The organism is Streptomyces sp. SPB162 (assembly GCF_029504575.1).
Classification (GTDB): domain Bacteria; phylum Actinomycetota; class Actinomycetes; order Streptomycetales; family Streptomycetaceae; genus Actinacidiphila.
The window spans coordinates 289,654-314,681 of record NZ_JAQFII010000001.1 but is presented as its reverse complement, the minus strand read 5'-3'; the positions used below and the strand labels follow the sequence as shown (position 1 = coordinate 314,681).

Genomic DNA, 25,028 nt, shown 5'->3' with positions numbered 1-25,028 from the left:
CCACTTCCTGTTGCTGTTCCTGTGAGGTCTTCCATGCCACCGAGCGCCCCCCGTGCCTTCGCCGCCGTCGACCTCGGCGCCTCCAGCGGGCGCGTCATCGTCGGCCGGGTGACCGCGGGGTCGGTCGGCCTGGACGAGGTGCACCGCTTTCCCAACGAGCCGGTACACGTCGGCGGCACCCTGCACTGGGACGTGCTGGCGCTGTACCGCGGAGTCCTGGAAGGACTGCGGGCGGCCGGTCCTGTGACGTCCGTCGGGATCGACACCTGGGCCGTCGACTACGGTCTGCTGGCCGCCGACGGGTCGCTGCTCGGCAACCCCGTCCACTACCGCGATGCCCGGACCGAAGGCGTTCCCGAGCGCGTCCGGCAAACGGTGCCGCCGCCCGAGCTGTACGCGGCCACCGGTGTGCAGCACGCGCCGTTCAACACCCTCTACCAGCTGCTGGCCGCCCGGGGGACCCCGCAACTGGAGGCCGCCGAGCGACTGCTGCTGATGCCCGACCTGATGTCGTACTGGCTCACCGGAACGGCCGGCACGGAGCTGACCAACGCCTCCACCACCCAGCTCCTGGACCCGCGCACCGGCGACTGGGCCCACGCCCTGGCCGCGCACCTGGGCATCGACCTGTCGCTCTTCCCGCCCCTGCGCCGGCCCGGCGACCCCGCGGGGGAGGTTCTGCCGGACGTCTTGGCGGCGACCGGACTGCGGCATCCCGTGCCGGTGGTGACCGTCGGCTCGCACGACACCGCTTCGGCGGTCGCCGCGGTCCCCGCGGACACCGACCGTTTCGCGTACATCTCCTGCGGCACGTGGTCCCTGGCCGGTGTGGAACTGGACGCTCCCGTCCTCACCGAGGACTCGCGCGCCGCGAACTTCACCAACGAACTGGGCGTGGACGGCACCGTCCGCTACCTGCGCAACATCATGGGCCTGTGGCTGCTGCAGGAGTGCCTACGCTCCTGGAAGGCCGCCGGCCTCGAGCACGACCTGGCCCGCCTGCTGGCCCGGGCGGCGCAAGCACCGCCGCTGCGCTCCGTCGTGGACGCGGCGGACCCGGCCTTCCTCGCCCCGCACGACATGCCGGAGCGCATCGCCGAAGCCTGCCGCAGGGCCGGCGGCCCCGTCCCGCGCGATCCCGCCGAGACGGTGCGCTGCGTCCTGGACTCCCTCGCGCTGGCGCACCGCGCGGCCATCGAGGACGCCCAACGCCTGTCGGGACGGCACGTCGACGTCGTCCACATCGTCGGCGGCGGTGCCCACAACGAACTCCTCTGCCAACTGACCGCGGACGCGTGCGGCCTGCCGGTGGTGGCCGGCCCCGCCGAGGCCGCGGCACTGGGCAACATCCTGGTGCAGGCGCGCGCCGCGGGAGTGATCGGCGGCGGCCGCACCGCCGTCCGCTCCCTGCTGCGCGTCACCCAGCCGCTACGCCACTACACGCCGACCGCTGACCGCAGCCGCTGGAACGAGGTGGCGGCCGGGCCGGTCCTCACTCGATGATGTGCGGCACGAAGCGCGCGTACTCGTCCGTGACCGGCCCCGCCGACTCGCGGATGCCGAGACCGGCGGCCTCGTCCTCCACCACCCACGCGCCCAGCACGACGCGATTGCCGTCGAAGTCGGGCAGCGGTGCCAGCTCCTGATAGCAGGACGGCTCGTCGGGCACGGCCGGCGGCGCACCGGGCTCGTGCAGGGTGACCCCCGCGCCTTCGCGGCCCAGCAGCGGTTTCATCACGTACCCCGGACCGGCGGCCAGCTCACGGGGCCCGTCCAGGTACGCGGGCAGCAGGTTCGGATGGCCGGGGTTCCGCTCCCACAGGATCGCGAGCAGCGCCTTGTTCGACAGCAGCATCTTCCAGGCCGGTTCGATCCAGCAGGTCGCGCCGGTCCCGCCGCCGTTGTCCAGCGTGTCCAGGACATGTGGACCGAAGTCGTCGGCCGCCAGCCACTCCCAGGGATAGAGCTTGAAGCAGCTGCGGATGAACCCCAGCCGCTCGTCCACGAACCGTCCCGTCAACTCGTCCCACCCGATGCGCTCGACGGACATCGCCTCGGTCGCGAGACCCGCCTGCTCGGCCGTCTCGCGCAGGTAGGCGACCGTCATCAGGTCCTCGCCCAGCTCGTCGGCTTCCGAGTGGACGAAGTGCACCGGGCCGGGCGCCAGGAGCGGCGCCTGCCGCTTCCAGGCGGCGACCAGCCGTTCGTGCAGTGAGTTCCACTGGTCGGCGCCCGGGAACCGGTCCTCCATCCAGAACCACTGGGCACTCGCCGCCTCGACCAGCGAGGTGGGGGTGTCGGCGTTGTATTCAAGGAGCTTGGCGGGACCGCCGTCCACCCCGCCGTACCGCAGGTCGAACCGCCCGTACAGGGACGGCAGTTCAGCGCGACGGCGCCAGGACTCGGCGATCAGCCCGGCCAGCCGGCGGTCGGTGATCCCCAGATCCGCGAAGCGGTCGTGCTCGACGATGAACGCCGCCGCGTCGAGGCAGAGCCGGTGCAGTTCCTCCACGACGTCTTCGAGTGCTTCGACCTCGGGCAGCGTGAAGGAGTAGTAGGCACTCTCGTCCCAGTACGGACGCAGCGAACCGTCCGGGTACCGGGTCAGGGGGTAGACGACGCCCTGCTGCTCGACGATGTTCTGCCAGTCGGGACGCGGGACGACGGTGTGGCGTCTCATCGACGGCCCCGGATGTAGCCGCGCATCGGATCAGCCGCCGCCGGAGTCGGAGCCGCCGTGACCGATGCCGCCGCGCTTCACCGTCGACTTGTCGAAACCGCCCCCCGAGACGGTGCCGTTGTGCACGGAGCCGCCGTAGTAGTACCGGCCGGAACCGCCGTCGCGGCACTCCTTGTCGGCCAGCTTCTTGTACGTCGTCGGGTTCACGCACCGCTTGTCGGGATCCGAGGAGGACGAGCACGAGACGAGGCTCACCGCCAGTAGACCCATGCTGCCCAGCACTACGGTGCCCGACCGCAGCCGCCGCCGGTTGGCCGTCATCGCTGCCGTCCCGGAGAGGGCCGGCCGGCGGGCCGGGCAGGAGCGGGCCTGCGGGTCGTGTCCCCGAGCCTGCTCCGTGGTGTGGCACCCACGTGATTCGCCTCCTCCGTCGTTCACCGGACGTCTCACCCTAAACATCCGGTGTGCCACACACCTACCCGGGTTCCGCCGCCGTACCGCTCTCCACCTCGGGCACCAACGCGCCTGAGGTGGATCGCGGTCGGGGCTTCGTCCTGCCTCAGCGCGCCGCGGTGCGGCCGTCACCCGGTCCGTGCGGGATCAGTTCCAGCCGGTCAGTCCGGCGCCGTAGGGGTAGAGCGGGTTCCCGTACGTGGTCGGTACCGGTTGCCCGGCATCGATCTTCGCGCGGATCTCGGTGCGTTGGGCGTCCGTGGCGCCGAGGTCGTAGGGCAGGTCCCATTTCTCGTTCGCGTCCGCGACCGTGTCGGTGCCGCCGGGCTTGAGCACCTGGTCCAGGCTCCGGGGAAGCTGCCAGGGCAGCTTGCCCCTGGGGAGGTAGTCCCCGAAGAGCAGACTGGCCGTCGCGGGTCCGGTCTCCTCACCGCCGCGGTAGGTCACCACGATGGCGTCCGCCAGACCGTTCCAGTCGCTGATCACGATCGGCCGTGGCAGGGTCAGGACGACCACCACCGGAATCCCCTGGTTCTTGAAGTTCTGGATGACGGCGAGCTGATCGGGCGGCAGGTAGGGCTGGGTGTTCACCCAGGAGGTGGCGTGGGTGTAGGACGGCTCTCCCACCGCTACGACGGCGAGCCTGGGGGAGGGGCCGGTGTCCTGGTAGACGTTGACTCCGGCTTTCGCGGCCCGGGCCTTGATGGCCTGTAGCGGGGTGAGCGAGCCGTAGTCCGGGTGGAAGTAGCTGGACCAGATGCAGCACGCGGCGCCGTCGGTGGCGCGGGCGCCGGCGACGACGATGTTGTCTCCGGCGTTGAGCTTGACCGGGAGTACCCCGTTGTTCTTGAGCAGGGTGTTGGACTCGCGCGCCGCCTGGTTGGCCAGCGCGGTGTAGGCGGGCTGGTGGAACCGGTAGGGACCGTTGACCGGGTCACCGTAGGGGTGGTCGAGGATGCCGAGTTGGAACTTCAGCCGCAGGACGCGGGTCACCGCGTCGTTGATCCGTGCGAGCGGGACCTGCGACTCGAAGTCGGCCATCGTGAACCCGGGGGCGCCCGGGTCGGCGCCCCCCATCACGTCGGAGCCGGCGTTGGCCGCGTTCACCCAGGCACCGGACGGCAGCCAGTCCGTGGTGATCAGACCGGTGTAACCGAGGTTCTGCCGCAGGTAGTTCAGAATCTTCGCACTGTCGCCGGCGCCGGGCCCTCCCGGGTCGAGGTAGGAGCTGCCCGCGTACCCCGGCATGATGTTGACGGCTCCCGCCTCGATCGCGGCCCGGAACGGGATCATGTGGTACTTGATGGTCACCGCGTCGTAGACGATGCCGGCCTCGCCGCCGGCGCCTTCACCGGGCCAGTGCTTGACGGTGGCGAGGACCGAGCCGGGGTTGAGTTCCGGGCCGCCCTGGAGCCCGGCGACCTGTGCCCGCAGCTGGGCCGCCGCGACATCGGCGTTCTCTCCGCCGCCCTCCTGGATGCGCGGGTAGATCACCTTGGTGCCGACCTCGGCGAGCGGTGAGAGCGTTCCCCGTGCACCGACCTCCAGCTCCTCCTTGCGCTGCATGTCGCCCAGCCGGTAGTCGAGGGGGTAGTCCTTGTTGGCGGCCATCGCGCTCTGCAACGGGTACGTGGTCTGGTAGCCGGCGGTGGTGTCACCCGCGGAGACCGGTGGGATGCCCAGCCGGGTGGCCGCCGTGGAGAGCAGGACGTTGTGCAGGTCGGCGGGTTGGGCCGGGCCGAAGTGCCAGCCCGACATCGGGTAGGACTGGACGTTGTAGAACATCTGGAAGGCCTTCTCCTCCAGGGTCATCCGGCCCAGGAGGTCGGCGGTCCTGACCTCGATCGGCCGCCGCCAGTCCTCGTACGGCTCGATGGTGCCGTTCTTGTTCAGGTCCCGGGCGCCGTTGACGATGCCGACGCCGTCGTTCACGGTCTCGATGTCGGGCAGGTAGACGCTGAAGGTGCGGATGTCGGAGGTGGTGCGCGCACCGGAGCCGTTCACGGCGACGACGAACCACCGGTAGGTCCACCGGTCGCTGATGTCCCACGTCGGGGTGTAGGTGGTGCCGGTGGGTTCGGCGACCTTGGTGTAGAGGTCGAGGAGGTTGCCGGAGGCCGTGAAGTCGTAGTCGGTGCGGCTGATGTTGAGCCAGACCTCGTAGTGGGCGGTCCCGGCGACGCCGGCCCAGGACAGCGCCGGCCGGCGGGTGTCCGTGACCATGGCGTGGTCCGCGGGCGACGCCAGGGCGAACTGGTTCACCGGGGCCGGGGCCCTGGTGGGTCCGGAGAGCATGGGCGGGGTGGCGGTGGACGTGTCGAGGGTGCCGAGGACCTGGAACTCCCACAACGAGTAGCCGTACCCGGTGGCGCGGGCGGTTCCGGTCAGCCGGACGTAGCGGCCCTTGCCGGTGACGGTCAGGTTCTCGACACCGCCCTTGCCGCTGGTGGTGCTGTAGAGGGGTGTCCAGGTGGAGGCGTCGTCGGACACGTCGACGTGGTAGCCCGTGGCGTAGGCGGACTCCCAGTTCAGTGCCAGGCCGCTGACCGTGGCACGGCCGCCGAGGTCCACCTGCAGCCACTGGTTGTCGGTGGACAGGCTGGACCAGCGGGTGTTGACGCGGCCGTCCAGCGCCGCCGCGGGAGCGTTCGCGCCCTCCCACGAGGAGGCCGAGGCCTGCTGGTACGCGGAGATGACGGTGCCGCCGCCCGGGTCGCCGGGTCCGCCGCCGGGTCCGCCGGTGTGGACCGCGAACTCCCAGAGGGAGTAGCCGTACGCGGTGGCGCGCGCGGTGCCGTACATCCGGACGTAGCGGCCGTTCCCGGTGACGGTGAGGTTCTGCGTCCCGCCGCCGGCGGCGGTGGCGGTGTGGATGGTGGTCCAGTCACCGGTTCCGGTGGCGGAGACCTGGATCTGGAAGGCTGTGGCGTACGCCGTCTCCCAGCTCAGCGAGACCTGGCAGATGTCCTGCGCGGAGCCGAGGTCGACCTGCAGCCACTGCGGGTCGGCGGCGGCGCTCGACCAGCGGGTCCCGGCGTTTCCGTCGACCGCCGCCGAGGCCGGGGTGCCGCCGTTCTCGGTCGACGAAGCGGTCGCCGGACGGTTCAGGGCGGCGTTGTCGGTACCGCAGGTGCCGGGCTGGGTGCCGCCGGCTCCGTAGACCTGGAACTCCCACAGGGAGTAGCCGTAGCCGGTGGCCCTGGCCGTCCCGTACAGCCGGACGTAGCGCCCGGAGGTGGTCACGTCGAGCGTCTGATGGCCGCCGGCGCCGGTCGTGGTGGAGTAGGCGTCGGTCCAGGCGGCGCCGTTGGCGGAGACCTGGATCCTGAACGCCGTGCCGTAGGCGGCTTCCCAGTTGAGGGTGACCTGGGTGATGTCCTGGACGGAGCCGAGGTCGACCTGCAGCCACTGCGGGTCGGCGGCGGCGCTCGACCAGCGGGTTCCGGCGTCGCCGTCGACCGCTGCCGACGCCGGGGTGCCGGCGTTCTCCGTGGAGGACGCCGTCGCGGGCTTGCCCTGCGACAGCAGGAGGGTGGCCGCGTTCGCGGTGACGTTCACGGCGCCGAGCGCGCCGCCGGTCGCGAGGACCGCCGCGAGAACCACCGCGATCAGCCGTCGGCGCCGGGCGAGGTGGTGAAGGAGGAGAGACAGGAGGCTCATGCACATCTCCGGGGGGTGGGGTGTGATGCGCGGCTTGCTTCGTGCGTTCGGCTATTGACGCCAAACGGGATGGAGAGCGCTCTCCCGGAGGGAGTTTCTTGCAATGTCCGAACACTGTCAACAGATTGGGCAGACCTGGTGCCGACTCCAGGGCGGCACGGCTTCAAGCTCTGCGCGTCAACGGGACCGGGAACGTCCGCGGGCCTCGAACAGCAGCGGAAGGAGCGAGAAGGCGACGATCAGCCCGACGATCAGCAGCAGGTAGCGCTCGATGCCCGGCACGGCGTTCCCCAGCCAGTACCCGGCCAGCACGAGACTCTGCGACCAGGCCAGGCCCCCGACGATCTGCCAGAGGGTGAAGGTGCGCACCGGCACGTTCAGCGCGCCCGCCAGAGGGCTCAGCACGGTTCGGACCAGTGGGATGAAGCGGCCGATCACGATCACCTTGCGGTATCCGTAGCGGCGCAGCAGCTCGTCCGAACGGCACACCGCCGCCTTCAGCCGTTCGTTCTTGCTGCGGGCCAGGGCCGCACCGCCGCCGTGCCGTCCCAGGAGGAAGCCGACCTGCGCTCCGGCGATCGACCCGATGGCGGCGCAGAGGAGCACCTGCCACAAGGACAGGTGCGCTCCGGAGTCACCCCTGCCGGCGCAGAGCACTCCGGCGGGGAAGAGGAGGGTGTCTCCGGGCAGGAAGAAACCGACCACCAGCAGGCCCGATTCGGCGAAGACCACCACCAGGACGGCCAGCGCGCCGAAGGCGGCGAGCAGTGAGGCCCCGCTCGTCGGGTCGACCGCCATGAGGGCCCAGCTCATGGCGTCCCCACTGGATGGCGCCACACATCCGCGTGTCGTCCTGCAGGGGAGCTGAACACATCTTGAACCGTACCCGTGCCGCCGGGCACCGGCCCGGTGAGGGCCGCTGCCGGGTGGCGGTCACGGCGGGTTTCGAGCTGGAGGGAACCCGTCGCGGAGCGGTGCCGCGTGCCGACGGACGGCACGACACGCACCCGCACGCCCGGGTCCGGCGTGATGTCGTTGCGCCGGCCGGGTGAGGGGCGTGCGAGGGCCGGGCCGGCCGGGACGGCGGCCCGGAAGTTCGCTCAGGCGTGGTCGAGGAAGCGGACGGACCACGCGTAACCGCTGGTGCTGCTGGAAGGGACCTGCCGGACCTCGGTCACCCGGCACCCGTCGTGGGCGTACTTGCGGGCGAACCGGTCCAGACGCTGCGCCTCGTCGAGTGCTTCCATGGACAACGGCGCTCCCACGACGAGATCCTCGTGCAGAGTCGTTCCGTCGGTGGCGTCGGTGGAACACGTACGGCATTGGTGCGTTGCGGGTAGGGACATAGCCCCAGTGTGCGCCTTATGTGCCGCATAACCCGTACGCGTGCGCCCGGTCGGTCCTGGGTGGACCGTTCAGGGTGCGGTGGGGACCCGGGTGTCGAGGGTCAGGGTGAGGTGGTGGAGCGTGCGGTGCGGGATCGAGGTGGCGTGGTGTTCGCTGTAGCGCACCGCGGGACCCGCGGGGAAGTGCAGGCGCAGCAGCTCCTCGATGGCGGCGACCGTCGCTTCGTCGGCCGCCTGGATGCTGACGCTGCCGTATCCGTCGGGGAGCTCGTCTGTCCTCATGTTCCTGTTGTAGGCCGACTCCGGTCCCGGCGCTCGGCGGCGCGCGCCGGGACCTGCGCCGCACGCGGTGCTGCCCGGCAGGGTTCCTGCCGGGCAGCACCGCGGAGGAGGGGGGTCAGCAGGCGCCGAGGTCCTGCCAGACGCCCCACTGGCCGGTGGTGCCGGGCTCCTCGCCCGTGGTCCACCACTTGGCCTTCCAGGTGTGGCCCTTGTGGGAGACCTGCTGTCCACCGGTGTAGATGGTGCCGCTCGCCCACGCGGCGGCGGTGCACTGGTGGCCCGTGCCGCCGGTGACGGTCAGGGTGTAGGCCGCCGTGTGGCTGCCCGAGGTGCCCGAGCCGGTGACGCTGATGGTGTAGGTGCCCGACACCGTCGCGGCGGTCGTGGCGAGGGTGAGCGTCGAGGAGCCGCCCGCCGTCACGGAGGTGGGGCTGAGCGAGGCGGTGACTCCCGCGGGGGCTCCGCTGACGGAGAGGTTGACCGTCTGCGCCTGGCCCGCGGTCACCGCGGTCTTCACGGTGCTGGTGGTCGAGCTGCCCGCGACCACGGAGCCGGAGGCCGGGGTGGCGGTCACCGAGAAGTCGTTGACCGGGGTCGTGGTGCCGCCGGTGAAGGGGGCGAAGATGTGGGTGAAGTCCCAGGTGTTCTGCTGGATGCCGGAGCAGTTGTCGGCGGCCGCGCCGCCCGGGCAGCCGCCGTTGTCACGTTGCAGCGCCCAGAACGAGAGGGTGTTGATGCCCTTGGAGACCGCCCAGTTGTACACCTGGGTGGCGTTGGCCAACGTGAACGTCTCGGCCGGACCGAAGTCGTCGACCCCCGGCATCTCGATGATGCCGACCATGCCCCAGAGCTGCGCGGCGGTCTTTCCCGGGTAGAGCTGCGCGAGCTGGTTGTACAGACCCTGCGCGGCCGTCTGGGTGTCGTTCGCCATGTTGTGGGTGGCGTTGTCGTAGTAGTCGAACGTCATGAGGTTCGCGACGTCGACCCGCGCGCCGTTGGCCACCGCGTTCTGCAGGACGGCGAGCCCGCTGGAGGCGAGGCCGTGGGTGGTCGTCGGCAGCGTGTAGGAGATCTCGACCTTGCGGCCGTTGGCCGCCGCCCAGTCCTGGACGATCTTGATGGCCTTGTTCCGCCGGTCGATGCCGGCGCTGTTGTCCAGCGAGTCGACCTCGATGTCCATGTCGAGCCGCGAGACGTCGTAGGTCGTGATGACCTTCTCGTACGCGGCGGCGATCTGGTTGACGTCGGTGCAGCTGTCGGCGATCTCGGTGTTGGTGGTGTCCGCGGTGTAGCCGCCGAAGGAGGGGATGACGTCCCCGCCCCTCGACTGGATGGTCTTGATGTCGCTGCCGAAGGAGGACGCGGCGATCGGCAGACCGCTGTCGCCGTTCCACAGCACCGTGCAGGAACCCTTGGCCGCCGTCTGGATGAACGCCATCGTCAGGTGCTTCGCACCGGACTGGGCGGCGAGGGCGGCGGGGCTTTCGCCGGTCCAGGCTTCGAAGTAGGGGGCGAAGACGTGGGCCGGCAGGGGGGTGGCCGCCTGGGCGGTGCCACCGCCGAGCGTGGCCAGGCCTGCGGCGGCCACAGCGGTGACGGTCGCGGTGAGTACCGCGCGGAGGGAGCGCATGCTTCTCATGCTTGTCCAAGCTGTGAGGGGGGTGACCGCCAATTCCCTTGTTACGGGGCGGCTTTGAGTATGGGACCCCCTGAGCAGGAGACATGTCAATGGTCTGGACCAAGATAGGACTAGACCAATAGACGGATCGGCCGGTCTCCCGCCAGCCCAGCAGCCGCTCCGCGCACTGGACCACATCGGGGCGCCGCCGCACGATGGCCGAAACCGGTCTCCCGCCGGTCGGGCTCCCTTCCGCTCACGTCCGCGTGATCGCCCACCCCGTTCATCTGCGAAGCTTCGGACATGAACCCCACCGATGCCGCGACCGAGGGCACGCGCTCCGCGGACGAGATCCGCGAGTACCTGGTCGGGCGGCTGAACGCCGCTCTGCCCCGGCCGGAGGTGTTCGGCGGGGAGATCGCCCTGCGGACGCTGATCGACCCGCTGGCCTTCGTGGACCACCGCGAGCAGGCGTGGGCGGACGAGAACCGGGCGCTGCGGGCGAGCGGCGCGTTCCAGGCCACCGGCGTCATCGGCGGATTCGCCCGGCTGCTGCCGGACCACCGCGACCAGAAGGCAGCGGCGTCCGTCTACGCCGAGTTCGCCCACCGCAACGGCTGGCTGGAGCTGGACCGGGTGCTGACGCCCGAGGAGTACCGGGCGCTGCGCGACGCAGTGCCCGTCTGGTGCACGGAGAACAAGTGGTTCACCGATGTCGTCGAGTCGTTCGGGCCGCCCTCGTTGCTCATCGGCGGTACGAACCCGCAGTTCTCGAAGGCGCTGGGCTACGCCACCGGGCGGCCCGAGGATCCGATGGTCTTCTTCCACCTCTGGAACGGGACGCGGCCGGGCAACCCCCCGTCGGGTCCGCCGATGTACGGCCAGCCGGTCGTCATGGCGGTGCGCTGTGCCGACGGCGGCGCCGGCCCGTTCGCCGGCACCTTCACCTTCACTCCGGAGGGCGCGCACCGCAGGCCGCCGCCGCAGGAATACTGACGACGAAGGGGATCGCGGAGGGGATCACGGACGGTGCCGCGTGACCCTATGAACTGTTGACGGCCCTTGCTACCCTCCGCCGCATGATTTCCACGGTCGTCTGGGGCACCGGGAATGTCGGGCGCGCCGCCGTCCGCGCCGTCGAGGCCCACCCGGCGCTGAAACTCGTGAACGTGCTCGTCCACGACCCCGAGAAGGTCGGCCGCGACGCGGGCGACCTCGGCGGACTCGACCACCCGTTGGGCGTCGCGGCCACCGACGACATCGACGCGGTGCTGGCCGCCGGCCCCCAGGCCGTGGTGTACGCGGCCTCCGGCGACATCCGTCCCGACGGCGCCCTCGCCGACATCGTCAGGGCGCTACGGGCCGGGGCCGTCGTCGTCACCCCCGCGCTGTACCCGCTCTACGACCAGCGCAACGCCCCGCCGGAGTTCCGGGAGCCGGTCCTGGCCGCCATCGCGGACGGCGGTGGCTCACTGTTCGTCTCCGGCGTCGACCCGGGCTGGGGCAACGACGTGCTGCCCCTGCTGATCAGCGGACTCGCCACCACCATCGACGTGATCCGCTGTCAGGAGATCTTCGACTACTCCACCTACGAGCAGCCCGACTCGGTCCGGTACCTCGTCGGCATGGGCCAGCCGATGGAGTACGAGCCGCTGATGCTGATGGAGACGATCCCCACCATGGTGTGGGGCGGTCAGATACGGCTGATGGCCCGAGCTCTGGGCGTCGAACTCGATGAGATCCGCGAGACGATGGACCGGCGGCCGCTCGACACCACCGTCAGCACCCGGACGATGGGCGAGTTCGAAGCCGGCACCCAGGGCGCCGTGCGGTTCGAGGTGCAGGGCATCGTCGAGGGCGAGGTCCGCATCGTCATCGAGCACGTCACCCGGATCCATCCGACCTGCGCGCCGGACTGGCCACAGCCGCCCGACGGCACCGGCGCCCACCGGGTGATCATCGAGGGCCGCCCGCGGATCGAGGTCACCGTCGAGGCCGCCGACGAGGGCGAGAACCGCTCCGCCGGCGGGAACGCCACCGCGGTCGGCCGGCTGGTGGGGGCCATCGACTGGCTGGTGGACGCGGCGCCCGGACTCTACGACGCACTCGACGTCCCGCTGCGTCCCGCAGTCGGCAAACTCGGAAGGAAGCAACGATGAGAATCGACATCCCCGAGGGCCAGGAGCCGATCGGGTACGTGTGGGGCGACATGGTCCCCGGCATCGGGATGGCCGCCGCGAACTTCTCGCTGTCGGTGTACGCCCACACCACCCTGGGCCTGCGCGAGTTCGAGGCCGCGAGGCTGCGGATCGCCCAGATCAACGGGTGCCTGTTCTGCCTCGACTGGCGCACCGACCGGGACGGGGAGAAGGTCGAGGAGAGTTTCCCCGACGCGGTGACCGGGTGGCGCACCACCGACGCGTTCGACGACCGCACGCGCCTGGCCGCCGAGTACGCCGAGCGCTACGCGCTGGACCACCACGGCCTCGACGACGCCTTCTGGGACCGGATGACCGCCCACTACAGCCAGGTCGAGATCGTGGAGCTGAGCATGAGTATCGGCGCCTGGCTGGCGTTCGGCCGGCTCAACCACGTGCTGGGCCTCGACGCGGTGTGCGTGCTGCCCACGGGCTGAGCCGCTCCGGGGCCGCGCGGCGCATCCGGCCGGCCCCGGGGCCCACCCCGCGGGAGATACCTTCGGCCGTCTCCCACAGGTGCCTGCTGTCGTCGGGCTGTCGCCACCGGAGCTACAGGTCGGTGGCGATGATCTTTTCGATGTTCCGTTCGGCGAGCGCCGTGATGGTGACGAACGGGTTGACGCTGGTGTTGCCGGGGATCAGCGCGCCGTCGATGACGTACAGGCCGGAGTAGCCGTGCAGGCGGCCGTAGTTGTCGGTGGCCTTGTTCAGTACCGCGCCGCCGAGCGGGTGGTACGTGAGGGTGTCGTTCCAGACCTTGTAGACGCCGAACAGGTCGGTCCGGTAGATCGTCCCCTCCTTCGCGTTGATCTTGTCGAAGATCGTCTTGGCCATGTCGATGGACGGCTGCTTCCAGGCGGTCTGCCAGTCCAGGTCGACCCGGTTGGCCCCGGCGTTCCAGGTGAACGTGCCGCGGTTCGGGTTCTTGGTGATCGACAGGTAGAACGAGGCGAACGTCTCGATGCCGGTTGGCAGCGGTGCGACCTCGGCGAACGCGCCGCCGGCGGCCCAGTTGTCGATGCCTCCGCAGGGGATGGTCGCTTGGAGCGCGCCGGTCGGGTCCCAGATGTGGTTGGCCCGGCCACACATCACGTTGCCGTTGTCGCCCCAGCCCTTGCCGATCTCGCTGTTGAGGTTGGGCAGCGCGCCGGTGGCCTTCAGCTTGGTCAGCAGCTTGCTGGTGCCGACGCTGCCGGCCGCGAAGAACACCTTGTCCGCGGTGACGGTCTTGGTGGCGGTGGTGTCCCCGCTGGTGTTGATCTGGTCGATGACGACGGTGTAGCCGCCGCCGGCGGCCGGGGAGACCGAAGTGACCTTGTGCAGCGCTGAGATGGTGACCCTGCCCGTCGCCCTGATCTGGGCGAGGTAGGTCTTCTGGAGCGATTTCTTGCCGTAGTTGTTGCCGTAGAGGATCTCGCCGGTCAGTGCCGACTTGGTGGCGGTGCCGGCCGCCTCCTGCTTCATGTAGTCCCAGTCGTATACGTCGGGCACGAAGACGAACGGGAATCCGGAGCGCTGGGCCTGCTTGCGGCCGACCCGGGCGTACTGGTAGCAGTCCGTGGTGTCGAACCAGGCCGGGTCGATGGTGCCGACGCCGAGTCCCGCGTTGGCGCGCGGGTAGTAGGTGTTGTACATCTCGTCGGCGTTGACCGACGGGAGGATGGCGCCGAAGTTCTCGCGCCTGGGGGTGACGGCCATGCCGCCGTTGACCAGCGAACCTCCGCCGACACCGCGGCCCTGGTAGACGGTGATGCCGCTGAAGTCCTCGGCGTCGAGGATCCCGGTGTAGCGCGGGATGCTCTTGTCGATCGGGATGCCGAAGAAGTTGCTGAGGGGCTGCTTGGTCTTGGTGCGCAGCCAGTAGGACCGGTTGTCGGGTGCGGTCGTGTTGCAGAAGATCTTGCCGTCGGAGCCTGGGGTGTCCCAGGCCATACCCATCTCGACCATCTGTACGCTGACGCCCGCCTGCGCGAGACGTAGAGCGGCTACGGAGCCGCCGTATCCGGTCCCGATGACCAGAACCGGAATGTGGGCGCCGTCGTCGATCGCGGCGGCCGCGGGGGCGGCGGCCGCGTGGGCTGCGGTGACCTGCGCGGAGAGCGCCATGGCACCCAGAATAGAACCTGTTCCTGTGATGAACCGGCGGCGTGAAACACCCTCAGAACCGTTACGGCCCATGGTAGAGTCACTCATGTGATGTTCCTCACTCTTGGCGGAATGGGAACAAGTTCTACTGTTAACAGCTTGTGAAGTCACGACATACTTATGGGTAACTTCTGCCCGATCAGCAGCTACGGCGTGCGGACGGCAGTGCGCGTCCACCGCACAACCGGAGGGCGTCGCCTCATTGCCCTGCCGCACGTCGGTCGCAGCGTGTGCCCAAGCGGCGGCGTCCCACCGGCCCGGGAGGAACCCGCGCCGCGCCCGGGTCGCTTCACAGGGCGTCGGGATCGGAGCTGCTGCGGCGGACGCCGATCGCCCGCAGGGCGTTCACGACGTCGCGCGGCTCGGAACCGCGCAGCAGATGGACGGAACCGCGGGCGGCGAGGTGGTGGGTGGGCCCGGCGCCGGCCAGGTGGGCGGCGACGATCACGACCGCCGGTGGCGGGGTCAGGGCGCGGAGCTGCTCGCAGAGGGCGAGCGGGTCGATGCCGTCGAGCCGGGCATCGATGACCACGACATCGGTCAGCAGGGTCCGGGCCAACGCCAGCACGGTGGCGTGGTCCGTCCCGTGCGCGATGACGCGGAAGTGCCGGTTGGCGTGGATCGCCGAACGCATGTCACTGGACGTGTCGCTGTCGTGCTCCATGAGCAGTACCGTCATCACGATCTCATCGTGCGGCACAGGGCGGCGAAGCGCGCGGAGTGGAGCGGCGCGAAGGGGTCCTCACGGCGCGGCGCGAAGGGTCCGTGCTGCCCGCCGGGACCCTCCGCGGCCGCCGCCCTCAGAAGTTGATCATGTGACCGGCCAGGCCGTGGACGGCCTCCTTGACCGCCTCGCCCAGCGTCGGGTGGGCGTGTACGTTGCGCGCCACCTCGTGCACCGTCAGGTCCCACTGCTGGGCCAGGGTCAGCTCCGGCAGCAGTTCGGTGACCTCCGGGCCGATCAGGTGCGCGCCGAGCAGCTCGCCGTGGGTCCGGTCGCTGATGACCTTCACGAAGCCGGCCGGGTCGCCGAGACCGTGGGCCTTGCCGTTCGCGGTGAAGGGGAACTTCACCACGTTGACGTCGAAGCCCTTCTCGCGGGCCTGGGCCTCGGTCCAGCCGAAGCTGGCGATCTGCGGCTGGCAGTAGGTGGCGCGCGGGATCATCGTGAAGTCGAGTTCCATCGTCTCGGCACCGGCGATGGTCTCCGCCGCGATCACCGCCATCGACTCCGCCGCGTGGGCCAGCATCAGCTTCGCGGTGACGTCACCGATCGCGAAGATGTGCGGCACGTTCGTGCGGCCCCGCGCGTCCACGTCGATCGCGCCGCGCTCGGTCAGCCGCACCCCGGTGGCCTCCAGGCCGTAGCCGGTGACGCGGGGCGCGAAGCCGATCGCTTGCAGGACCTTGTCGGCCTCCAGGACCCGCTGCTGCCCGTCGCGCGCGACGGTGACCCGCACCTTGCCCGCCGGGTCGCTGTCGTCGATGGACTCCACCCGGGTGGAGGTCAGGATCTCGATGCCCAGCCGCCGGTACCGCTTGGCGAGTTCGGCGGAGACCTCGGCGTCCTCCAGCGGCACGACACGGTCGAGGAACTCGACGATCGTGACCTTCACCCCGTAGTTGTGCAGCACGTACGCGAACTCGACGCCGATCGCGCCGGCACCCGCGATGACGATGCTCTCCGGAAGCGTGTCGGTGAGGATCTGCTCCTCGTAGGTCACGACCCGCTCGCTCAGCGAGGTGCCCGGCAGCAGTCGCGTGGTGGCCCCGGTCGCGACGATGCAGTGATCGAACGTCACCGTCTCCGTCCCGCCCTCCCGCAATGCCACCCGCAGCGTGCGGTCGTCGGTGAAGGTGCCCCGCCCGTCGTACTCGGTGATCTTGTTCTTCTTCATCAGGTAGTGCACGCCGGCGACGCGGCCGTCGGCGACCTTCCGGCTGCGCAGGTACGCCTCGCGGTAGTCGAAGCTGACCTTGCCCTCGACCCGGATGCCGAAGGTCTTCGCCTCCTGGGTGAAGATGTGCGCCAGCTCGGCGTTGCGCAGCAGCGCCTTCGACGGGATACACCCGACGTTCAGGCACACCCCGCCCCAGTACTTCTCCTCGATGACCGCCGCCCGCAGTCCGAGCTGGGTCGCGCGGACCGCGGCGGTGTACCCGCCGGGACCCGCGCCGAGGACCACGACGTCAAAGTGTGTACTCATGATCCACACCCTAGACAGCCGGGACCCGGTTCGAGCGGGCATCCGGGCAAGGGTGCCGTCTCTCACACGGCTCGCCCACGCCCTACCGCAGAGCGTGCACCGCGGCCGAGAAGACGGCGGGCAGCCGCGAGGCCGCCGGGACGATGAGCCTGGCCGTGGGCGGGTGGCGGGCGGCCGCCAGCAGCGCCGCGGTCAGCAGGCGGTGGCGGCGTGTCAGCCGCGTCCATTCCGCCTCGTACCGCTCCGGCCGCCCGCCGAGCAGGCACCGCACCGCGGCCTCGGCGCTCCGCAGACCGTGCGCGATGCCCTCACCGGTGAGGGCATCGGTGTATCCCGCGGCGTCGCCGACGAGCAGGATCCGGCCGGCGACGCGGCGGCGGACCCGCTGGCGCAGCGGTCCCGCGCCGCGCACCGCCGTCACGGCCGCGCCCTCCAGCCGCGCGGCGAGCGCCGGGAACTCGGCGAGGTGTTCGGCGTAGCCGCGCCGGACACGGCTCAGTACGGCCACCCCCACCAGGTCGTCGGCGACCGGCGTCACGTAGGCCTCGGCGTGGGCGGACCAGTGCACCTCGACGAGGTCCGTCCACGGCTCCACCCGGTAGTGCCGGCGCAGCCCGTACCGTCCCTCGGCACGATCCGGGAGCGCCAGCCCCAGGCCGCGGCGGACGGGGGAGTGCAGGCCGTCGGCGCCGATCAGCCAGCGTGCCGTCATCCCCGCGGCGACCACGTGGTCCGCCGTCTGGAGCACGTCGGACACCTTGCCGGTCACCATCTCCACGCCGAGATCCCGGGCGCGTCGGTGCAGTGCCGCGTGGAGGGTGGTGCGGCGGACCCCCAGCCCGGCTCCGCCGCGGAAGCGGGCCTCGGCGGAACGGGTGGTGTCGAGGTAGCGGATACCGCGCAGTTCGCGGCCGTGGACGTCGCCGATGCCCAGCGCGCGCAGGGCGGCGACCCCGCCCGGCATGACCCCCTCGCCGCACGCCTTGTCCACGGGAGCGGTCCGGGGTTCCACCACGACGGCCCGCATCCCGGCGAGGGCGGCGTGCGTGGCGGCGGCGAGCCCGGCGGGACCCCCGCCCGCCACCAGGATGTCGATCACGTCGTCGCGGCCGGCCCGCCGGCCGGCCCCGGCGCTCCGGCCGGTGCGGGCCGTGGCCCGGCTGCGGCCAGGGCCTCGTTCTCACAGCGGACGCGCACGGTGAGCAGTGCGGCGTTCAGAACGGTGAAGGCGACGGCGGTGATCCAGGCGCTGTGCACCAGGGGCAGTGCGAGGCCTTCGGCGACGACGGCGACGTAGTTGGGGTGGCCGAGCCATCGGTAGGGGCCGCCGGTGACCAGCGGCATCCCGGGAACGACGATCACACGGGTGTTCCAGCGCGGCCCCAGGGTGCTGACGCACCACCAGCGAAGGCCCTGCGCCGCCGCCACCACGCCCAGCATGGGCCAGCCCAGGGACGGGACGAAAGCACGGCCGGCGAGACCCGCTTCGCACAGGCATCCCGCGAGCAGTGCCGTGTGCAGCGCGACCATGACCGGATAGTGCCGCCGGCCCGCCACGACCGCTCCCCGGGCCATGCTCCACCGCTCGTTGCGCCGGGCGACGACGAGTTCGGCGACCCGCTCGGCGGCGAGCGCCGTCACCAGCAGCACGTACCAGATCATGAAATCCTCCGACCTACCAGCGCAGCAGCACCAGTTCGCAGCAGAAACCGGGCCCCATCGCCAACAGCAGGCCGGGGGCGCCCGCCGGTGGGCGGCGTTCCGCCCACGTGTCGCGCAGCACGTGCAGCACCGACGCCGAGGAGAGGTTCCCGACGTCGGCCAGGTGCCGCCATGTCACGTCCAGTGCGTCCTCCCGCAGTTCGAGGCTCTCCGCGACCGCCTCGAGGACCCGGGGGCCGCCCGGGTGGCACACCCAGGTGGCCACGTCCTTCGGTTTCAGCCCGTGTTCGCTCAGGAACCCCTTGACGTCGTCGGCGAGGTATCGGCGCACCACGTCGGGTACGGCCGGATCCAGGACGACCCGGAAACCGGAGTCGGTGATGTTCCAGCCCATGACGTGTCCGGTGTCGGGGTACAGCCGGCTGCGCGTCGCCACGATCGTCGGTCCCGAGGGCGCGGGTGCCCCGGCGGACGGCTCGGCGGCGCGTGCGGCGCCGCAGACCACGACGGCGGCGGCGCCGTCGCCGAACAGCGCCGAGGCCACCAGGTTGGCCGGGGAGTCGTCGTCGCGCTGGAAGGTGAGCGAGCACAGCTCGACCGACAGCAGCACCGCTACGTGGTCCGGACGTCCGAGCAGGTAGTCGTGCACACGGGCCAGCCCGGCGGCTCCGCCCACGCAGCCGAGGCCGAACAACGGCATGCGCTTGACGTCCTCGCGCAGTCCGAGCCGTCCGACGAGCCGGGCGTCGATCGAAGGGGTGGCGATCCCGGTGACGGAGGTGAACATCAGGAGGTCCACGTCGGAGGGGGTCAGCCCCGCCGTACGCAGCGCCCCGCGGATCACCTGGGAACCCAGGGCGGTGGCACCGGCGATGAAGGCGTCGTTGGCGGCGCCGAACCCGTCGAGCTCCGCGTACCGGTCGAGCGGCAGCGTCATATGGCGCGAACGGACCCGGGATCCCTGGTGCAGCCGGTCCAGCACCCGGCGGTCGGCGCTCGGGGGCAGACACGTCCGCGCCACTATGTCCGTGATCTCGGCCTGCGCGTGACGGTGGGGCGCCAGGGCGCCGTGAACGGCTGCGATACGGGTCATGGGACTCCCGACGTGGGGGCGCGGCCTGCTCGGGAAACTTCGCCCGGGACGGGCAATTCAACACCCGGTGATCGACCGGACACGTTGCGACACGACCGGATGTGCCTAGGATCGGCCCGTGGCCATCCCCGAGGAGCCGACCGCCGGTGCGCCCGCGTGGGCCGCTTTGTGGGCGCTGGCGCGCTCCTGCCACCCCGGGCCGACGGCGGCCGTCACCGTGCTGGTGACCGTGCTGGCCGGGGCCGCGGGCCACACCGTCGCGCGCACGGCGCTGATCGCGGCGGCGGTTCTGACCGGCCAGTTGTCGGTGGGCTGGTGCAACGACGCGTTCGACGCGCGCCGCGACCTCGCCGCCGGTCGCCGGGACAAGCCGATCGCCGCGGGCGATGTGCGGGCCGGGACCGTGTGGACGGCCGCGGGATGCGCCCTGGCCTTGTGCGTGCCGCTGTCGCTGGCCTGCGGTCCGCTCGCGGGCGCCGTCCACCTGGCGGGGGTCGCCGCGGCATGGGCGTACGACCTGCGCCTGAAGTCGACGGCGTGGTCCTGGCTGCCCTACGCGGCCGGCTTCGCGAGCCTGCCGGCCTTCGTGGCCCTCAGCCTGCCGGGCCACCCGTGGCCGGCCTGGTGGATCGGCTGCGCGGGGGCATTGCTGGGCGTCGGCGCCCATCTGGGCGATGTGCTGCCGGACATCCGTGCCGATCTCGCGCTCGGGGTGCGGGGGTGGCCGCAGCGGCTGGGCGCCCGCGGAACCCGCCTGCTGCTCCCCCTGCCGCTGGTGGCCGCGACCGCCGCCCTGGCGCTCGGACCGCCCGGCCCGCCCGGCACCCGCAGTGCGGCGGCGCTCCTCGCCGCCGTCCTCGTCGCCGTCGCCGGGTCGGTGGTGGGCCGCCACCGGCAGCGCGCGGCCTTCGCCGCCGCCATCGCGGTGGCGGCGCTGGACGTGGCGCTGCTCGTGGGCCGCGGCGCGGCGATCACCTGACGCGGCCCGTACGGCGCTGTGCGAGCGCCCGGCCTCCGACGGCGATGACGAGCGCGACGACGATCAGCGCCGCCGCCACCGCGAACGTGATCCGCATCCCGGTGGCGACGGCCTCCGGGCGCGCCGTGGTGAGGTCGTTCGTCGCCGCCGCGAGCGCGAACACGGCTCCCATGACGGAAGCGCCGGTGATCAGGCCCAGGTTGCGCGAGAGGTTGAGCATGCCGGAGACGACACCCCGCCGATCCGGCGGGACATCGGTCATGACGGCGGTGTTGTTGGCCGTCTGGAACACCGCGTAGCCGGCGGTGATGACCACGATGGGGACGAGGTAGCCCCTGACGCCGGCGGATGCCGGTGTCAGGGACAGCGCCAACGAGCCTGCCGTCATGGCGACGAGGCCGAGGATCGTCATGCGGTGGGCGCCGAAACGGTCCGCGATGCGACCGGCGGGCACTCCGGTCAGCGCGGCGACCAGCGGACCGACGGACAGCACCAGCCCGACTAGCGCCTCGTGCAGTCCGAGCGTGCGCGCGAGATAGAACGGCCCGACCACGAGCGTGGCCATCATGACCGTCGAGACGAGCGCGCTCATGGCGAGACTCGCGCTCAGCGCGGGATCGCGGAACATCGTCAGGCGGATCAGCGGCGACGCCGCCGAGGCCTCCGCGCGCACGAAGAGACCGACACCGACGACGGCCGCCGCCAGCAGCGTCGCGTTGAGCGCACCGAAGCTTCCGTGTCCCCAGGTCATGGCGAGCGCGTAGGCCCCGAGCGTCAGAGCGAGCAGCAGCGTTCCGACCCGGTCGAAGCGGGGTCGGCCGGTCCCGGGTCGCTGCCGGTCGGCGGGCAGGTGACGGCGTGCCAGGAAGAACGCCAGGACGCCCAGCGGCGCGTTGACGAGGAAGATCGCCCGCCAGCCGAGTCCGGAGATCAGCGCGCCGCCCAGTGAGGGACCGAGCGCGGTGCCGACAGCGGACATCGTTCCGAGCAGTCCCATGGCGCTGCCCGTTCGCGCTTTCGGAACCGTCTCACCGACGAACGCCATGGTGAGCGCCATCATGATGGCTGCTCCCAGGCCCTGCGCCGCCCGGGCGGCGATCAGCGACCACAGCCCCGGCGCGAGCCCGCACAGCACCGAGGCCGCCGTGAACAGGAGGATCCCGGCCAGCAACAGCCGTCGGCGGCCGATGAGGTCACCGAGCCGCCCGACGCTGACGATCACCGTGGTGATGGCGAGGAGGTACGCCAGGACGATCCACTGGACTTGCTGGAACGAGGCGGTGAACGCGTGCGCCAGTGTCGGCAGGGCGACATTGGCGACGCTGGTACCGAGTGAGGACAGCAGCATGGACAGCGAGAGACCGGTGAGCGCCCATCGGACGGAAGGCGCCATCGCTTCGGCCGCCGCCGTGTCCCGTCCCGCGTTGATCGTCGTCACCGTGGACTCCGTTCCCTGGTCGTTGTGGCAGTCATGCCGTGGAGCGTGGACCCGGCGCGGCGGGGCGGCAACTCTTGTTGCCAATCCCGGGACGCCAGGATGGAATGCGCGTATGGACAACCCCGCGCCCCACCAAGCGGTCCTCGACGAGGTCGCTCCCCGGCTCCGGCGACTGCGCGCCGAGCACGGCCTCACCCTGGCCGCGCTCTCCGAGGCGACCGGCATCTCCAGGAGCACCCTGTCCCGGCTGGAGTCCGGGCAGCGCCGCCCCAGCCTGGAACTGCTGCTGCCGCTCGCCGCCGCTTACCACGTCGCTCTCGACGAGTTGGTCGGCGCTCCCGAAGTGGGGGATCCGCGAGTCCGGCTGACACCGCGCCCGATGACGAACGGCGGTACGTCCATAGCGCTGTCCCGCACTCCTGGCCGACTGCAGGCGTACAAGATGATCATCCCCGACCGGGGCACCGAGCCGGATCTTCGTACGCACGAGGGCTATGAGTGGCTGTACGTGCTGGAAGGCCGGCTGCGGCTCGTCCTCGCCGAACACGATCTGGTCCTCGGCCCCGGCGAGGTCGCCGAGTGGGACACCCGGCTGCCGCACTGGTTCGGCAGCGCGGACGGGCGGCCGGTCGAGGTCCTCAGCCTCTTCGGGAGGCAGGGAGAGCGCATGCACGTGCGCGCCAAGCCTCGCGCGTGACGGGCCCGGTGGTGCGGTGACGCTCGGCGCGCCGACGCCCGGATGGCCCACGGCCGGGGCGCGGACGCGGCTCGTGGCACGGACAGTGGAGAGATCTGCCCGGAGCCGTTCGAGCGCAGCCACCCACCTGGAGACAGTGATGACGTGCATCAACCGACGGGACCTCGGTCTGCTGACCCTTCGAGTCGGCACCGGCGCGGTGCTGATGGCCCACGGGACGCAGAAGCTGTTCGGTTGGTTCGGTGGCGGAGGACTGGCCGCGACCGCGGACGCGATGGAGCACATGGGGTTCACACCCGGCCGGCAGAGCGCGCTCGCCGCCGGCCTCGGTGAGGCGGGCGGCGGGGCACTGCTGGCACTGGGCCTGGGCACCCCCGCGGCCGGCGCGGCAGCGGCGGGCGCGATGGCGGGAGCCGTGGCGGTCCACGCGCCGGCCGGGTTCTTCGCGCAGGGCGGCGGCTTCGAATACCCCGCGTTCCTCGGGTTCACCGCGGCCACGGTGGGCCTCGCGGGAGCGGGTCGCTACGCCCTCGACCACGCCACCGACCACCGGTTCGACCGGCCGTGGATGGTCTCGGCCGCCTTCGTGGGCAGCGCGCTGGCGGCGGCCGCCGTGGTCACGAAGCGGGCGAAGGCCCAGGCGGCCGCCGACGAGGAGTAGGACACCCGCGTTCTCACGGCGTGGCACCGTCCGCCTGCCGCGCTGCCAGCCGGCGCAGGGCGAGGAGGCCGCCTTGGCTGCTGCGGGCGCGCGTGCGCCGGGCGCAGTTCCTGCTGGAGACCACCGACCACGCGGTCGAGCGGATCGCCACGCAGGCGGGTTTCGGGTTTTTGACCGCGTTCCGCGAGCGATTCCAACGCGTCGTCGGAGTGACCCCGTACGCCTACCGGTCCTCGTTCCGCCGCTTCGCCGCGTGAGTCCTACGAGGAGTACGGGAAGGCGTCGTGGGCGCACGCCGGAGTCCGGTCCGGGCGGGGGAGACGGACCAGGAGCGTCTTCCCCTGCTCGTCGGCGTCGGTGCGGGTGTGGGTGCTGCCATGGGCTTCCGCGGCGAGATCCGCCACCAGGCGCAGCCCCCATCCGCCGCTTCCATCGGCATGCGGGGCGGGAGTCGGGCGGGGGCAGTGGGGGTGGCGGTCGTGCACGGCGACGATGAGACTGCGCGGGCCGAGCGCCAGGATGATATCGGCGGTCGGGGAGCGGTGGGCGGTGTGCTCGACGCTGTTGGTCAGGAGCTCGGTCAGGATGAACAGGGCCGTCTCCACCACGGGGTGCTCCACGTCCAGGTCCCACTCGGCGAAGTGCGCCCGCGCGCGGCGCCGGGTGGTCGGCACCGATAGCGCGACGGTGGGCACCGTGAAGACGCTTTGGCGGAGCTGGGACTGGATGGAGACCGGCACAGCGGATCCTTCCGGTGGGGCGGCATCGAACCCGGGTCGAAAGTGTCCGTAGGCCGAGCGGGGCCGCCTCGGAGTGCTGCCGCTGGGGAGGCCGATCCAGAGGTCCGAACGGATTGGCCGAAACCCACCGTAAACCGGTCCCTTCCTGAGGGGAATGCCGGATAGTAGACATTGACCATAAGTAGACGCACCCATCTGGGGGTCAGGTGTCCGACGGTTTTCTGGCGCCGGTGGGGCTCGGCGAGGTCGAAAGCGCCCTCTACCTGCACCTGCTCTCCGCACCGCGCAGCACCGCCGCCCAGCTGGCAGCCCTCGACGGCTCGACCGCGGCGCGCCTGCGCCCGGCCCTGGGCCGCCTGGCGGACGCCGGCCTCATCACGCGGCTGACCGGCTCGCCCGTGCGCTACGTCGCCTCCCCTCCCGAAGCGGCCGTCGGCTCACTCGCCTCCCGCCGGGAGCGGGAACTGGAGGAGCTCCGCGCACACGTGCGCTCGCTCGCCCTGCGGCTGCAGGGCGAGGGCGCGGGGCACCCCAGTGAGCTGGTCGAGCTGGTGGAAGGCCGCGAGGCGCAGCTGAACCGGGTCGAGCAGATGCAGCTCGGTTCGGAGGAGGAGATGCAGGTCATCGACTGCCCGCCGTACTTCAGCAGCCCGACGTTCAATCCGATCGAGTTCGACCTGCTGCGCCGCGGGGTCAGCTGCCGGGTCATCTACGACTCGGTGTCGCTCGAAGGCCGCATGCACTTCGTCCAGGACTGTATCGACGCCGGCGAGCAGGCCAGGAGCCTGCCGGCGGTGCGGATGAAGATGCTCATCGCGGACCGCCGTGCCGCCATGATCCCGCTGAACTTCGAGGCGACCGAGTCGATGGCGGCCCTGTTCGTCCATCCCTCTCCGCTGCTGACGGCGCTGGTCACCTGCTTCGACCTGCTGTGGGAGCGGGCGACCCCACTGGCCGTCGACAAGAAGGGCGCGGCCGGCGCCCTGGTCCCCGCCGACCAGGAGTTGCTGTCGATGCTGGCGGCCGGCATGAAGGACGCCACGATCACTCGCGCGCTCGGCATCACCCAGCGGACCATGACCCGCCGCGTGGCCCACCTGCTGGAGGTTCTGGACGCCAAGACCCGCTTCCAGGCCGGTCTGCAGGCAGCCAAGCGCGGCTGGTTGTAG

23 protein-coding genes and 1 pseudogene are annotated in these 25,028 nt (G+C 71.3%); 9 read left to right on the top strand and 15 right to left on the bottom strand.

The annotated features are described in order from the left end of the window. Positions 1-33 precede the first annotated feature (33 nt). Entirely contained in the window at positions 34-1,503 is a 1,470-nt protein-coding gene (locus M2266_RS01470; protein WP_277436418.1) for a rhamnulokinase family protein, read from the top strand. On the opposite strand, the gene M2266_RS01465 is transcribed toward M2266_RS01470, so the two are convergent. From M2266_RS01465 to M2266_RS01430, 7 genes are all read right to left on the bottom strand, one after another. Continuing rightward, a complete protein-coding gene (locus M2266_RS01465) occupies positions 1,493-2,680 on the bottom strand; it encodes a glutathionylspermidine synthase family protein (protein WP_277436417.1) in 1,188 nt (395 codons plus the stop codon). The two genes, M2266_RS01470 and M2266_RS01465, sit on opposite strands and share 11 nt — an antisense overlap. Before the next feature lie 30 nt (positions 2,681-2,710). Next, complete coding sequence (locus M2266_RS01460; protein ID WP_277436416.1) at positions 2,711-3,001, bottom strand: hypothetical protein; 291 nt, start codon at positions 2,999-3,001, stop codon at positions 2,711-2,713. Positions 3,002-3,280: 279 nt separating this feature from the next. Further along, positions 3,281-6,793: a discoidin domain-containing protein gene (locus M2266_RS32260; protein WP_346780859.1), complete on the bottom strand. Its 3,513-nt coding sequence runs from the start codon at positions 6,791-6,793 to the stop codon at positions 3,281-3,283. A gap of 177 nt (positions 6,794-6,970) precedes the next feature. Beyond that, positions 6,971-7,606, bottom strand: coding sequence for a DedA family protein (locus M2266_RS01445; protein ID WP_277436415.1), 636 nt, complete (start codon positions 7,604-7,606; stop codon positions 6,971-6,973). A 287-nt stretch (positions 7,607-7,893) separates the two neighbouring features. Next, a complete protein-coding gene (locus M2266_RS01440) occupies positions 7,894-8,139 on the bottom strand; it encodes a hypothetical protein (protein WP_277436414.1) in 246 nt (81 codons plus the stop codon). Between the two features lie 69 nt (positions 8,140-8,208). After that, positions 8,209-8,421: a hypothetical protein gene (locus M2266_RS01435; protein ID WP_277436413.1), complete on the bottom strand. Its 213-nt coding sequence runs from the start codon at positions 8,419-8,421 to the stop codon at positions 8,209-8,211. A gap of 115 nt (positions 8,422-8,536) precedes the next feature. Next, positions 8,537-10,060: a chitinase gene (locus M2266_RS01430; protein WP_277436412.1), complete on the bottom strand. Its 1,524-nt coding sequence runs from the start codon at positions 10,058-10,060 to the stop codon at positions 8,537-8,539. A 282-nt stretch (positions 10,061-10,342) separates the two neighbouring features. On the opposite strand from M2266_RS01430, the gene M2266_RS01425 reads away from it, so the two are divergent. The 3 genes from M2266_RS01425 to M2266_RS01415 all read left to right on the top strand — a co-directional run bounded on the left by M2266_RS01425 (position 10,343) and on the right by M2266_RS01415 (position 12,674). Beyond that, positions 10,343-11,035 carry a hypothetical protein gene (locus M2266_RS01425; RefSeq protein WP_277436411.1) on the top strand — a complete coding sequence of 231 codons (693 nt, stop codon included), beginning with the start codon at positions 10,343-10,345 and terminating at the stop codon, positions 11,033-11,035. Between the two features lie 83 nt (positions 11,036-11,118). Continuing rightward, positions 11,119-12,198, top strand: coding sequence for a dihydrodipicolinate reductase (locus M2266_RS01420; RefSeq protein ID WP_277436410.1), 1,080 nt, complete (start codon positions 11,119-11,121; stop codon positions 12,196-12,198). Then, a complete protein-coding gene (locus M2266_RS01415) occupies positions 12,195-12,674 on the top strand; it encodes a carboxymuconolactone decarboxylase family protein (protein WP_277436409.1) in 480 nt (159 codons plus the stop codon). Before M2266_RS01420 ends, M2266_RS01415 begins: the two co-directional genes overlap by 4 nt. Positions 12,675-12,786: 112 nt before the next feature. Here the strand turns inward: M2266_RS01415 and M2266_RS01410 are convergent, their stop codons facing one another. The 6 genes from M2266_RS01410 to M2266_RS01385 all read right to left on the bottom strand — a co-directional run bounded on the left by M2266_RS01410 (position 12,787) and on the right by M2266_RS01385 (position 19,344). Beyond that, the gene (locus M2266_RS01410) at positions 12,787-14,430 is read right to left on the bottom strand and encodes a GMC oxidoreductase (protein WP_277436408.1); all 1,644 of its coding nucleotides are present in this window, start codon (positions 14,428-14,430) and stop codon (positions 12,787-12,789) included. A 241-nt stretch (positions 14,431-14,671) separates the two neighbouring features. Continuing rightward, positions 14,672-15,061: a response regulator gene (locus M2266_RS01405; RefSeq protein ID WP_277436407.1), complete on the bottom strand. Its 390-nt coding sequence runs from the start codon at positions 15,059-15,061 to the stop codon at positions 14,672-14,674. Between the two features lie 121 nt (positions 15,062-15,182). Beyond that, positions 15,183-16,589 carry a dihydrolipoyl dehydrogenase gene (gene lpdA, locus M2266_RS01400; RefSeq protein WP_277436406.1) on the bottom strand — a complete coding sequence of 469 codons (1,407 nt, stop codon included), beginning with the start codon at positions 16,587-16,589 and terminating at the stop codon, positions 15,183-15,185. An 82-nt stretch (positions 16,590-16,671) separates the two neighbouring features. Beyond that, positions 16,672-17,688, bottom strand: coding sequence for an NAD(P)/FAD-dependent oxidoreductase (locus M2266_RS01395; protein WP_277436405.1), 1,017 nt, complete (start codon positions 17,686-17,688; stop codon positions 16,672-16,674). Further along, a complete protein-coding gene (locus M2266_RS01390; RefSeq protein WP_277436404.1) occupies positions 17,685-18,251 on the bottom strand; it encodes an isoprenylcysteine carboxyl methyltransferase family protein in 567 nt (188 codons plus the stop codon). Before M2266_RS01390 ends, M2266_RS01395 begins: the two co-directional genes overlap by 4 nt. Before the next feature lie 13 nt (positions 18,252-18,264). Further along, positions 18,265-19,344: a 3-oxoacyl-[acyl-carrier-protein] synthase III C-terminal domain-containing protein gene (locus M2266_RS01385; RefSeq protein ID WP_277436403.1), complete on the bottom strand. Its 1,080-nt coding sequence runs from the start codon at positions 19,342-19,344 to the stop codon at positions 18,265-18,267. A gap of 118 nt (positions 19,345-19,462) precedes the next feature. Between M2266_RS01385 and M2266_RS01380 the strand changes: the two genes are divergently transcribed. Continuing rightward, positions 19,463-20,323 (top strand): UbiA family prenyltransferase, encoded by an 861-nt coding sequence (locus M2266_RS01380; RefSeq protein ID WP_277436402.1) that lies wholly within the window; start codon positions 19,463-19,465, stop codon positions 20,321-20,323. Here the strand turns inward: M2266_RS01380 and M2266_RS01375 are convergent. Beyond that, positions 20,316-21,761, bottom strand: coding sequence for an MFS transporter (locus M2266_RS01375; protein ID WP_277436401.1), 1,446 nt, complete (start codon positions 21,759-21,761; stop codon positions 20,316-20,318). The genes M2266_RS01380 and M2266_RS01375 overlap by 8 nt on opposite strands. Positions 21,762-21,873: 112 nt before the next feature. Between M2266_RS01375 and M2266_RS01370 the strand changes: the two genes are divergently transcribed. The 3 genes and pseudogenes from M2266_RS01370 to M2266_RS01360 form a co-directional block, all read left to right on the top strand. Then, entirely contained in the window at positions 21,874-22,458 is a 585-nt protein-coding gene (locus M2266_RS01370; protein WP_277436400.1) for an XRE family transcriptional regulator, read from the top strand. A 139-nt stretch (positions 22,459-22,597) separates the two neighbouring features. After that, on the top strand, positions 22,598-23,119 hold the full coding sequence (locus M2266_RS01365) for a DoxX family membrane protein (protein WP_277436399.1): 522 nt from the start codon (positions 22,598-22,600) through the stop codon (positions 23,117-23,119). Between the two features lie 74 nt (positions 23,120-23,193). Continuing rightward, positions 23,194-23,376 (top strand): annotated as a pseudogene (locus M2266_RS01360) (helix-turn-helix domain-containing protein); the annotation flags it as partial. A gap of 3 nt (positions 23,377-23,379) precedes the next feature. On the opposite strand, the gene M2266_RS01355 reads toward M2266_RS01360, so the two are convergent. Further along, entirely contained in the window at positions 23,380-23,859 is a 480-nt protein-coding gene (locus M2266_RS01355) for an ATP-binding protein (protein WP_277436398.1), read from the bottom strand. 206 nt (positions 23,860-24,065) lie between these two features. On the opposite strand from M2266_RS01355, the gene M2266_RS01350 reads away from it, so the two are divergent. Then, positions 24,066-25,028 carry a helix-turn-helix domain-containing protein gene (locus M2266_RS01350; RefSeq protein ID WP_277436397.1) on the top strand — a complete coding sequence of 321 codons (963 nt, stop codon included), beginning with the start codon at positions 24,066-24,068 and terminating at the stop codon, positions 25,026-25,028.

Excerpts from the sequence above, each read along its gene's own strand:
- M2266_RS01420 (WP_277436410.1), top strand. The coding sequence starts at position 11,119 with ATGATTTCCACGGTCGTCTGGGGCACCGGGAATGTCGGGCGCGCCGCC.
- M2266_RS01370 (WP_277436400.1), top strand. The coding sequence starts at position 21,874 with ATGGACAACCCCGCGCCCCACCAAGCGGTCCTCGACGAGGTCGCTCCC.
- M2266_RS01385 (WP_277436403.1), bottom strand. The coding sequence starts at position 19,344 with ATGACCCGTATCGCAGCCGTTCACGGCGCCCTGGCGCCCCACCGTCAC.
- M2266_RS01465 (WP_277436417.1), bottom strand. The coding sequence starts at position 2,680 with ATGAGACGCCACACCGTCGTCCCGCGTCCCGACTGGCAGAACATCGTC.
- M2266_RS01460 (WP_277436416.1), bottom strand. The coding sequence starts at position 3,001 with ATGACGGCCAACCGGCGGCGGCTGCGGTCGGGCACCGTAGTGCTGGGC.
- M2266_RS01405 (WP_277436407.1), bottom strand. The coding sequence starts at position 15,061 with ATGACGGTACTGCTCATGGAGCACGACAGCGACACGTCCAGTGACATG.
- M2266_RS01410 (WP_277436408.1), bottom strand. The coding sequence starts at position 14,430 with ATGAGTGACTCTACCATGGGCCGTAACGGTTCTGAGGGTGTTTCACGC.
- M2266_RS32260 (WP_346780859.1), bottom strand. The coding sequence starts at position 6,793 with ATGAGCCTCCTGTCTCTCCTCCTTCACCACCTCGCCCGGCGCCGACGG.
- M2266_RS01425 (WP_277436411.1), top strand. The coding sequence starts at position 10,343 with ATGAACCCCACCGATGCCGCGACCGAGGGCACGCGCTCCGCGGACGAG.
- M2266_RS01415 (WP_277436409.1), top strand. The coding sequence starts at position 12,195 with ATGAGAATCGACATCCCCGAGGGCCAGGAGCCGATCGGGTACGTGTGG.
- M2266_RS01470 (WP_277436418.1), top strand. The coding sequence starts at position 34 with ATGCCACCGAGCGCCCCCCGTGCCTTCGCCGCCGTCGACCTCGGCGCC.
- M2266_RS01435 (WP_277436413.1), bottom strand. The coding sequence starts at position 8,421 with ATGAGGACAGACGAGCTCCCCGACGGATACGGCAGCGTCAGCATCCAG.
- M2266_RS01365 (WP_277436399.1), top strand. The coding sequence starts at position 22,598 with ATGACGTGCATCAACCGACGGGACCTCGGTCTGCTGACCCTTCGAGTC.
- M2266_RS01440 (WP_277436414.1), bottom strand. The coding sequence starts at position 8,139 with ATGTCCCTACCCGCAACGCACCAATGCCGTACGTGTTCCACCGACGCC.
- M2266_RS01390 (WP_277436404.1), bottom strand. The coding sequence starts at position 18,251 with ATGATCTGGTACGTGCTGCTGGTGACGGCGCTCGCCGCCGAGCGGGTC.
- M2266_RS01430 (WP_277436412.1), bottom strand. The coding sequence starts at position 10,060 with ATGAGAAGCATGCGCTCCCTCCGCGCGGTACTCACCGCGACCGTCACC.
- lpdA (WP_277436406.1), bottom strand. The coding sequence starts at position 16,589 with ATGAGTACACACTTTGACGTCGTGGTCCTCGGCGCGGGTCCCGGCGGG.
- M2266_RS01445 (WP_277436415.1), bottom strand. The coding sequence starts at position 7,606 with ATGAGCTGGGCCCTCATGGCGGTCGACCCGACGAGCGGGGCCTCACTG.